Origin of the sequence: Rhodococcus mengyinensis, assembly GCF_048381435.1 — a bacterium.
Classification (GTDB): domain Bacteria; phylum Actinomycetota; class Actinomycetes; order Mycobacteriales; family Mycobacteriaceae; genus Rhodococcus_F; species Rhodococcus_F opacus_D.
This window is the reverse complement of sequence record NZ_JBLWIT010000039.1, coordinates 58,054-66,828: the sequence shown is the minus strand read 5'-3', so window position 1 is coordinate 66,828 and position 8,775 is coordinate 58,054. Positions and strand designations below refer to the sequence as shown.

General features: G+C 66.6%; 9 protein-coding genes and 1 tRNA gene. 6 read left to right on the top strand and 4 right to left on the bottom strand.

Features of this window, described 5'->3' with window-relative positions:
• The 4 genes from pyk to ACNJ7E_RS07440 all read left to right on the top strand — a co-directional run.
• Nucleotides 1–1,395, top strand: a 1,395-nt coding sequence (gene pyk / locus ACNJ7E_RS07455) for a pyruvate kinase (protein WP_418339489.1), incomplete at its 5' end; no start/stop codon positions are given.
• Entirely contained in the window at nucleotides 1,396–2,274 is an 879-nt protein-coding gene (locus ACNJ7E_RS07450; RefSeq protein WP_009473660.1) for an acyl-CoA thioesterase, read from the top strand.
• Between the two features lie 105 nt (nucleotides 2,275–2,379).
• The gene (locus tag ACNJ7E_RS07445) at nucleotides 2,380–2,628 is read left to right on the top strand and encodes a hypothetical protein (protein WP_009473659.1); all 249 of its coding nucleotides are present in this window, start codon (nucleotides 2,380–2,382) and stop codon (nucleotides 2,626–2,628) included.
• A gap of 197 nt (nucleotides 2,629–2,825) precedes the next feature.
• Nucleotides 2,826–4,613 carry an ABC transporter ATP-binding protein/permease gene (locus tag ACNJ7E_RS07440; RefSeq protein WP_280782502.1) on the top strand — a complete coding sequence of 596 codons (1,788 nt, stop codon included), beginning with the start codon at nucleotides 2,826–2,828 and terminating at the stop codon, nucleotides 4,611–4,613.
• Nucleotides 4,614–4,625: 12 nt separating this feature from the next.
• On the opposite strand, the gene ACNJ7E_RS07435 is transcribed toward ACNJ7E_RS07440, so the two are convergent.
• The 3 genes from ACNJ7E_RS07435 to ACNJ7E_RS07425 all read right to left on the bottom strand — a co-directional run bounded on the left by ACNJ7E_RS07435 (nucleotide 4,626) and on the right by ACNJ7E_RS07425 (nucleotide 7,162).
• Nucleotides 4,626–5,609, bottom strand: a complete 984-nt coding sequence (locus ACNJ7E_RS07435) for a glycoside hydrolase family 183 protein (RefSeq protein ID WP_418339490.1) — start codon at nucleotides 5,607–5,609, stop codon at nucleotides 4,626–4,628.
• Nucleotides 5,610–5,677: 68 nt separating this feature from the next.
• On the bottom strand, nucleotides 5,678–6,181 hold the full coding sequence (locus ACNJ7E_RS07430) for an SRPBCC family protein (protein ID WP_005260370.1): 504 nt from the start codon (nucleotides 6,179–6,181) through the stop codon (nucleotides 5,678–5,680).
• Nucleotides 6,182–6,286: 105 nt separating this feature from the next.
• Complete coding sequence (locus tag ACNJ7E_RS07425; protein WP_418339488.1) at nucleotides 6,287–7,162, bottom strand: sigma-70 family RNA polymerase sigma factor; 876 nt, start codon at nucleotides 7,160–7,162, stop codon at nucleotides 6,287–6,289.
• Between the two features lie 97 nt (nucleotides 7,163–7,259).
• Here ACNJ7E_RS07425 and ACNJ7E_RS07420 point away from each other — a divergent pair, with 97 nt between their 5' ends.
• A complete protein-coding gene (locus ACNJ7E_RS07420) occupies nucleotides 7,260–7,712 on the top strand; it encodes a carboxymuconolactone decarboxylase family protein (RefSeq protein ID WP_105413705.1) in 453 nt (150 codons plus the stop codon).
• An 83-nt stretch (nucleotides 7,713–7,795) separates the two neighbouring features.
• On the opposite strand, the gene ACNJ7E_RS07415 is transcribed toward ACNJ7E_RS07420, so the two are convergent.
• A tRNA-Leu gene (locus ACNJ7E_RS07415) sits at nucleotides 7,796–7,869 on the bottom strand.
• Between the two features lie 100 nt (nucleotides 7,870–7,969).
• On the opposite strand from ACNJ7E_RS07415, the gene ACNJ7E_RS07410 reads away from it, so the two are divergent.
• Entirely contained in the window at nucleotides 7,970–8,599 is a 630-nt protein-coding gene (locus ACNJ7E_RS07410; protein WP_005260374.1) for an ANTAR domain-containing response regulator, read from the top strand.
• The last annotated feature ends 176 nt before the right edge of the window (nucleotides 8,600–8,775 follow it).

Below are 8,775 nucleotides of genomic sequence, written 5' to 3'. Positions count from 1 at the left end.
TGCACACTTGGACCTGCTACCGCCACCGGTGACCGTATTCGCGAGCTCGTCGAAAGCGGTATGGACGTGGCGCGGCTGAATTTCAGCCACGGCGAACACGCCGACCACGAGGAGAACTACAAACGCGTCCGGGCGGCCTCGGACGCGACGGGGAAGGCGGTCGGTGTCCTCGCCGACCTGCAGGGCCCGAAGATCCGGCTCGGCCGGTTCGCCGAGGGGCGCACCACGTGGGCCAACGGTGAGGAAGTGCGGATCACCGTCGACGAGGTCGAGGGCACCCACGACCGGGTGTCGACCACCTACAAGCAGCTCGCCGAGGACGCCAAGGCCGGTGACCGGTTGCTCGTCGACGACGGCAAGATCGGATTGGTCGTCACGGACGTCGACGGCAACGACGTGATCTGCCGGGTCACCGAGGGCGGCCCGGTCAGCAACAACAAGGGTGTGTCCCTGCCGGGGATGAACGTGTCGGTCCCGGCGCTGTCGGGCAAGGACATCGCCGACCTCGAGTTCGCGCTCGGTCTCGGTGTCGACTTCATCGCCCTGTCGTTCGTGCGATCGGCCGCAGACATCGAACTCGTCCATGCCGTGATGGATCGGGTCGGTCGCCGGATCCCGGTGATCGCGAAGCTCGAGAAGCCGGAGGCGATCGACAACCTCGAGGCGATCGTGCTGGCGTTCGACGCGGTGATGGTCGCCCGTGGTGACCTGGGTGTGGAGTTGCCGCTCGAGCAGGTGCCGCTGGTGCAGAAGCGGGCGATCCAGATCGCCCGGGAGAACGCGAAGCCGGTCATCGTGGCCACCCAGATGCTCGAGTCGATGATCGAGAACTCGCGGCCCACCCGCGCCGAGGCGTCCGACGTCGCGAACGCGGTCCTCGACGGCGCGGACGCGGTGATGCTGTCGGGTGAGACGTCGGTCGGTAAGTACGTGATGGAGACGGTGCGCACGATGGCGCGGATCGTCGAGGCGGTGGAGAACGAGTCCACCCAGGTGCCGCCGCTGACGCATGTGCCGCGCACCAAGCGCGGTGTCATCTCGTACGCCGCCCGCGACATCGGGGAGCGGCTGGATGCGAAGGCGCTGGTCGCGTTCACCCAGTCCGGGGACACGGTGCGCCGGCTGGCGCGACTGCACACGCCGCTGCCGTTGCTGGCGTTCACCCCGCTGCCTGAGGTGCGCAGCCAGTTGTCGCTGACGTGGGGCACCGAGACGTTCATCGTCGACCCGGTCGAGAGCACCGACGCCATGGTGCGGCAGGTCGACCACGCCCTGCTCGGGTTGGGCCGGTACCAAAAGGGTGAACTGGTGGTCATCGTGGCCGGGTCGCCGCCCGGCACCGTAGGCTCGACCAACCTGATCCACGTCCACAGAATCGGCGAAGAGGACCACTAGGTGAGCGAAGTCGCGGCGAAGACCGATCTCCAGACCCTGCTCGAACTTCTCGATCTCGAGAAGACCGGCGAGGACACGTACCGAGGTCGGCATCCCGCGCAGGTGGGTAGCCGGACGTTCGGCGGCCAGTTGATTTCCCAGGCACTGGTCGCCGCCGGCCGCACCGTGAGCGGCGAGCGTGCCGTGCACGCGATCAACGCTCACTTCATCCGCGGCGGCGACGTCAAGGAACCCATCGAATACCGCGTCGAGCGGCACCGCGACGGACGGGCCTTCGCGAACCGACAGGTCACGGCGCTGCAGAACGGTGAGGAACTGTTCGTCATGCTGGCGGCGTTCCAGGACTGGGGCAAGGGTCTCGAGCACGCGGTCGAGGTGCCCGACGTCCCGTTCCCGGACACGCTGCCGCCACTGGGCGACCACTTCCTCGGGTACGAGGATCGACTGAAGATGTTCGTCGACGCCCTCAAGCCGATCGACATGCGTTACGCGAACGACCCGTCGTGGATCATGAAGGGCACGGGGGAGAAGCTCACCCACAACCGGGTCTGGATGAAATCGGACGGCGACCTTCCCGACGACCCGCTCATTCACGTGGCCGTCATGGGCTACTCGTCGGACACCACGGTCCTGGATTCCATCATCACCACCCACGGCCTGTCGTGGGGCCTGGACCGGATCGTCGCGGCCACCGTCAACCATTCCATCTGGTTCCACCGGCCGTTCCGGTTCGACGACTGGACGCTCTACGCCACCGAATCGCCGGTCGCAGCAGGGTCCCGTGGCCTCGCGACGGGGCGGTTCTTCTCCCTGGAAGGCGAGTTGCTGGCCACCGTGGTCCAGGAAGGTCTCATCCGCCACTTCCCGCCGCGGAAGTAGCGACTCCGCCATTCCTTTGCCACCGAAAGGTTTTGAACGGTAGTCCAACTGGTGGCCGCGGCGTATGGTCGGTCTGGAATCTCCGAAACGGAACGGACGTGCACTATGAGCGCAGACGCACCCGAGCAGAAGAACACCGGCCGGCCGGCCGAGACCGAAGTTCCCCTTCCCGACGACGAGGCGCTCGCCGCAGCCAAGAAGAAGGTGGAGGAGATCGACGCCCGCTACGAGCCGGGCGCCCGCGAGACGGTCGTCCTGCCCGGCTCCGACGGCACGGTGTCGGGTACCGCCTTCGATGACTACGTCGACGACGAGGGCAACCTGAAAAAGCCTGAGCCCGAGAAGGACTCGTAGACTCCCGTCGACGGGGCCCATTCTCCCTGCCCGATGTCCCACCTGTGCGGCCGAAACCGCCCAAATGGGACATCGGGCGACGTGTGGGTGCGCGTCGATGCGTGTCCTGCGTGTATCTCTCGCCGACGACCGAGGTCCGGGGTTAGACTTCGCCATCTTTTCTGGTGAGTTTCACCTCGTGATCGGGGATATGGGTCGTGGACTGGAACAACGTCGTCTGGGACAGCGCAATGTGGCTGCTCAAGGCCTACGTCATGACTGTCGTCGCGTTCGTCGTCGTAGTGATACTGCTCGCGCGGTTCACCAAATGGGGAAGGCAGTTCTGGCGCTTCGCCGCGCCGTACTTCAATCCGCGGCGCAGCCTGAAGCCGTTGACGATCCTGGCGGTGCTGCTGCTGTCGACGGTCTTCGCGGTGCGGATGACGGTGCTGTTCTCCTACTGGTACAACGACTTCTACGATTCGATCCAGAACCTGGACGAGTCGGCGTTCTGGCACTTCCTCCGCGTCTTCGCCCTTCTGGCGACCGTCCACGTGGTGCGGGCCCTGATCGAGTACCTGATCGGGCAGACCCTCGACATCGACTGGCGGACGTGGCTCAACCACCATCTCGTCGACGACTGGCTCGACAGCCGCGCCTACTACCGTGACCGGTTCCTGGACGACGCGATCGACAACCCGGACCAGCGCGTCCAGGCCGACATCACCAACTTCGTGACCACGTCCCGCTCGCTGTCGATGGGCGCGGTGACGGCCGTGCTGTCGATCGTGTCGTTCACGGGGATCCTGTGGGATCTGTCCGGCCCGATGACGGTGTTCGGCGTCGAGATCTCGCGGGCGATGATCTTCCTCGTCTACATCTACGTGCTGGTGACCACGGTGGTGGCGTTCTGGATCGGCAAGCCGCTCATCAAGCTGAACTTCCTCAACGAGAAACTGGGCGCCAACTTCCGCTACGCGCTGATCCGGGTGCGGGAGTACGGCGAGAGCATCGCGTTCTACCGCGGCGAGAACGTCGAGCGCCGCACCCTTGCCGGACGGTTCGCGGACGTCATCCGGAACATGTGGCAGATCGTCTTCCGGACATTGAAGTTCAGTGGATGGAACCTCACCGTCAACCAGACGGCCGTCATCTTCCCGTTCCTCGTGCAGGGGCCCCGACTGTTCACCGGTCAGGTGTCGCTCGGTGACGTGATGCAGACGTCGCAGGCGTTCGGGCAGGTCCACGACTCCCTGTCCTTCTTCCGTGAGTCGTACGCCGACTTCGCGAGTTTCCGCGCCACCCTCATCCGACTCAACGGTCTGGCCAACGACAACCAGCACGCCGCCGAACTTCCGATCCTGAAGACCGGCAAGTCGGGCGACGACCTCCAGGTCGAGAAGCTGGACGTGCGCATCCCCACGGGCCAGACCCTCATCGAGGGCCTCGAGCTCACCGTGACCCCCGGGCAGTCGTTGCTGGTCAAGGGCCCGTCCGGCTCGGGCAAGACCACCCTGCTCCGCACACTCGCCGATCTGTGGCCGTACGCCGACGGCACGGTGTCACGACCCGCGGGAGAGGCCATCTTCCTGTCCCAGCGGCCGTACCTGCCGCTCGGTTCGCTGCGAACCGCACTGGCATACCCGAAGGAGCCGACAGCGGCCGACGACGTCGTGCGCGCTGCGTTGTCGAAGGTGTCGCTCGGCAATCTGGGGGATCGGCTCGACGAGACCGCCGACTGGACGCGGATCCTGTCGCCGGGTGAGCAGCAGCGTCTCGCGTTCGCGCGGGTGCTGATCTCACGGCCCGCAGTGATCTTCCTCGACGAGGCCACGTCGGCCATCGACGAGGGCCTGGAATACACGCTCTACACCCTGCTCCGGACCGAACTCCCGGACAGCATCGTGGTGAGTGTGGGTCACCGCAGCACCCTCAACCAGTTCCATTCCCGCGGTGTGGAACTGGAGGGCGAGGGCCGGTGGACGGAGTCGGAACTCGTCGGGTGACTCTGCGGCGGGCTACCCGGCGTCCAGCCGAGTCGTGAACTGCAGGACGCGATAAGGGTCACCGGTCGTCGTGTTCCATTGCGACACAAACAGATGCAGCTCGCCCAGTGTGGACGCCGGATGGATGAATCCACCGTAGATCTGCGCCCACGTGCCGTCCGTCGCTCCCCAGTCGCCGCCGGCGATCTGCACGGTCGGTTCCGACCAGGGCCCGTCGATGCGCTCCGCCGAGCGTGTGACGATCGCGTACGCGGCGGGATCGAAGTACGCGAGGACCCAGGTGCCGTCGATCCGTCGCAGGCACATCTCGCCGACGGGGCCCGGCAGGATCGGGGTCGCGGGCTGTCCCCACGCCCACCCCGTACCGCGGTCCCAGCCCCACTCTTCGTAGGCTCCGGGCTCGAGGATGCACGGTTCGGGGACCCGCCGGAGGATCATCCCACCCGGATTGGTGCGGTCGAACGCGCTCGAGACGACGTAGACGTAGCCGTCGTGCCGCTCCATGGTCCACAGCTGATCGAGCGACCCACCACGGTTGTCCCAGCGGGCGGGTGAGCGGTGCCAGTTCTCGCCGCCGTCGTCGGACCAGGCGAGATACGTGAAATTCGTCGGCCACGCACGTGACCTCCACGAGTGCACACTGACGACGGACAGATACGTCCGATCACCGATCGTGACGGCGTCGGCAGGAACGACGGTGAACTCGGTGCCCGCCGATTCCCGGTCGGGAAGTTCGCGGACATCGTGCGCGTTCGGCAGGATCTCCCGCGCCGTCCGGCCGCCGGCCGCGGAGTCGAACTCGATGCCGCCCCGGAGATCGGTGGTGGTGGAGCGCAACATCACGGGGCTGCGCCACCGCCTGCCGTGCCGGCCGTGCGAGCTGAACGTGTCGCCGAAGAAGAACGCGACTCTCCCGTCGGCGAGGCGCGCGGGACAGCCGAGGTCGGTGCCGTGCACACCCCAGCGTCGCGTCGCCTCGCCGGTGACCTCCTTCACGAAGGTCGCTGCCGGTGTGGTTGTGCTGCCCGCGATACGCGCTTCTCCCGTGTCGGTGAATCCGGTGGTCAGGACGTCTTGCGGTAGGACGCGGCGAGTTCGTCGGCCCGATCCCACGGGGACCAGTCGACCTCGCGGCCGTCCAGTTGCGCTTCGACCACCTCGAGTCCCGCGTGCCAGCCGGCGGCGTGGGCGTAGGCGGATTCTTCTTCTTCCACGGTGTGGGTGAGCGTCAGCCAGCAGCCTCCGCTGCCGTCGGGGACGAGTTCCCAGTGCAGGGTCTCGGCGTCCCACAGGTATTCGAGGATGTGCGCGGGATGCACCGAGATGACCGTCCCGGTGGTGGTCTGATCTGCGGGCAATCCGAATCGGCGCACCTGCTCCGGCGTCACGCGGAAGACGAGTTCGGCACCCGGGGTGAGGTCGAATTCGACGTCGGCGGGGAACCAGGCCTTCAGGTACTGCGGGTCGGTGAGAACTCGCCACACCTTCTCCGGCGAGTGCGAGAGCGCTTGCTGGAATCGAAGGGCTACCCGCCCGTCGTAGGTGAAAGTGACGGTGCCGAGCTCCATGGGTGACCTCCGTGCTCGAGGGCGTACCTGTTCCACCATGGTACTGGCAGGACGGCGCAGATCCCCAGGATCGGGCACAAAAAACCGCCGCTACCTGCGGGGTCGTCAGTCGCCGGCGGAAGAGAGCCCCAGAACCTGCAGGCGGTGCGGGTCGGCGAGGATGTCGATCCGGGCGATCTTCCCACCTGAGACGGTGAAGGCCATGACGGACATGGCCTTTCCCTCGGGTGCGGTCACGACCCCGGCGGCGCCGTTCACCAGGGCGAGCCGGGCGAAAGGAGCGAAGCGCGCGAAGGTGAGGGCCTGCTCGCTGACGGCGCGGGCTCCGCGCAGGAGAGAGGATCCGTCCGCGCCGCCGTCGGCCCGCAGGACGATGTCCGGGTCGAGCAGCGCGAGGAGATCGTCGAACCGGCCGCCCCGCGAGGCGGCCATGAATGCCTCGACGATCTCGCGCTGCCGGGTCAGGTCGGCATCCGGAACCGGCCCCGACCCCTGGACGCGGCGGCGCGCGCGGCTCGCCAGCTGACGGGACGCGGCGGGGGTGCGTCCGGCGATCGGGGCGATCTCGTCGAAGGACAGTGCGAACATGTCGTGCAACACGAAGGCGAGCCGCTCGGCGGGCGTCAGCGTGTCGAGCACGACCAGCAGCGCGAGTCCGACCGAATCACCGAGCACCGCCTCGTGCTCGGGATCGGCCCCGTCCAGCTCGCTCACGATCGGATCCGGCACATGGACGTCCAGGGGCTCCTCACTGCGCATCTTCCGTGAGCGGAGCATGTCGAGGCACACCCGGGCGACGACCGTCGTCAGCCAGCCCCGCAGATTCTCCACATCCGAGGTCTCGGCACGGCTGAGCCGGAGCCAGCCCTCCTGCACGGCGTCCTCCGCTTCGCTGATCGAGCCGAGCATCCGGTAGGCGACCGCAGACAGATGCGTCCGGCTCTCCTCGAAGCGGTGTGCCAGAACTTCGTCGTCGTTCATCTGTCACATTCTGCCGTCGCGGTTCGTCATGTCAGTGAGAACGAAAACCACCCGGTGTGAATTCAGATCACCCGAATACCTTTGGAGGCAGGCAATCATGAAAGCCCGGATGACCAACCCCGCGATGATCGTTCCCGACGCCATGAAGTCTCTGCTGGCTCTGGGAAAGGCAGCGTCGAAGGCGGACGTGCCGCCGGTGACGCACGCTCTCGTCCATCTGCGGTCGAGCCAGATCAACGGCTGCAGCGTGTGCGTCGACATGCATTCGCGTGAGCTGGAGAAGGAGGGCGAGACCAACGAGCGGATCTTCGCGGTGGCCGCGTGGCGGGAGGCTCCGTACTTCAGCGACGCCGAACGCGCGGCCCTGGCGCTGGCCGAGTCGATGACCCGGTTGAGCGACCGTTCGGACCCGGTGCCCGACGACGTGTGGAACGAGGCCGCCCGGCACTACGACGAGCAGGCGCTCGCGTCGCTGGTCCTGTCGATCGCCACCGTGAACCTGTGGAACCGGCTCAACGCCGCCACCCGGCAGGTCGCGGGCCAGTGGTGACGCAAACACCGTGACGGGGGACGAGATGCGAATCGCAGGTCAGAGAATGCATCTGACCTGCGATTCGCGAGAAATCCTGGCAGTGCCCTCGGTGAGACTCGAACTCACACTGGACGGGTTTTGAATCCGTTTCCTCTGCCAATTGGGATACGAGGGCGTGTTGCGCTGTACCACTGTAGAAGATCGCCGTCGGGAGTCAACCACCGGTACCCTTCTAACGTTCGCTCCCCGTGCCGGGGTCGTCCGAGCAGAGGAGAATGGTGGCCATGAACGCTCCCCAGCAGCAAGGTGTGCCGTCGCAGCCGCGACGGGTCGTGGTGGCCGAGGACGAGGCGCTGATCAGGCTCGATCTGGTCGAGATGCTGCGGGAAGAGGGCTACGACGTGGTCGGTGAGGCGGGTGACGGGCAGGCCGCCGTCGACCTGGCGGTGGAGCTCAAACCCGACCTCGTGATCATGGACGTGAAGATGCCCCGTCGTGACGGCATCGATGCGGCCTCGGAGATCGCGGCGAAACGTATTGCGCCCGTGGTCATTCTCACAGCGTTCAGTCAGCGCGAGCTGGTGGAGCGGGCTCGCGACGCCGGGGCGATGGCCTATCTCGTCAAGCCGTTCTCCACTGCCGACCTGGTTCCTGCGGTCGAGTTGGCGGCCAGCCGGTTCAAGGAAGTGACCGCGCTCGAGCGGGAGATCTCCGATCTGTCCGAGCGTCTGGAGACCCGCAAGATCGTCGAGCGGGCGAAGGGCGTGTTGATGGAGAAGCAGTCGCTGACCGAGCCCGAAGCGTTCAAGTGGATCCAGCGGGCCGCGATGGACCGCCGGTCGACGATGAAGGCGGTCGCGCAGGTGGTGCTCGAGACCCTCGGTGGGGAAGCTCCTACCAGCTGACCCGCGAGATCGGCGACGGGCGACGCGTTTTCGCCGGAGGCGTCAGGCGCCGGCGGGGAAGTCCGCGGATCGGCTGACGTCGGCCCACCGCTGGGTCTCCGGCGTCAGGTGGTTGTCGACTCCGTGCGCCTTCTCCTCGGCGCCTGAGGCTCGCCACGCTACGGCGGCGTAAACAC